1 protein-coding gene is annotated in these 652 nt (G+C 47.1%); it reads right to left on the bottom strand.

What is annotated here, in order from left to right; translation table 11 throughout:
• A partial coding sequence (locus R7Q11_RS26950; RefSeq protein ID WP_225467084.1) for an ABC transporter ATP-binding protein occupies positions 1-635 on the bottom strand: 635 nt, incomplete at its 3' end.
• Between the last annotated feature and the right edge of the window lie 17 nt (positions 636-652).

The following is a 652-nucleotide window of genomic DNA, read 5'->3' as shown; positions in this document are numbered from 1 at the left end:
AGACGAATTTTCCCTTCCATGTGTGCCGCAACTTTCTCACTGTGCGTCACTAATAACAAGGTACAGTCCAATTGGCGTGCAAGACTGGTCAGCAAACGCATTACCGCTTCCGCATTTCGCTCATCCAAACTTCCCGTTGGTTCATCGGCAAGCAGAATTTTGGGTTCCATGTACAACGCGCGCGCAATCGCAGCACGTTGTTGCTGGCCACCCGACACTTCTTCTGGATAGCGTCCTAATAAAGGCATGAGATCCAGAGCCGAAAGAATTTGACGCCAGAGACCTTTATCTTCCGGTAACCCTTTTAGTTGACGGCAAAAACGGATGTTATCGGCGATGTTCAAAGTAGGAAGGAGGTTGAATTGTTGGAAAATGTTACCAATATTGTTGCGGCGGTAGAGCGTTCTTAAGTGTTCTGGAGCATCATGCATCGCAAAGTTTGGAAACTGAACCTCGCCTGAATCGGCGGTATCTAAACCAGCAATGACGTTTAGCAACGTACTTTTACCAGAACCACTTTCCCCCATCAGAGCGACTTGCTCACCTTGCTGTAATGTTAATTCTGCCCCTTGTAGCACAGGATGAAACTCTCCCCCGTCTACATAGCCTTTACATAGGTCTGACAGTTTTAACATTGATTTTGCCGCTCAAA

The sequence above is a fragment of the Vibrio sp. 970 genome (genome assembly GCF_033339075.1).
Note: the sequence above shows the minus strand (reverse complement) of the source record. Positions and strands in the feature narration are given on the sequence as shown.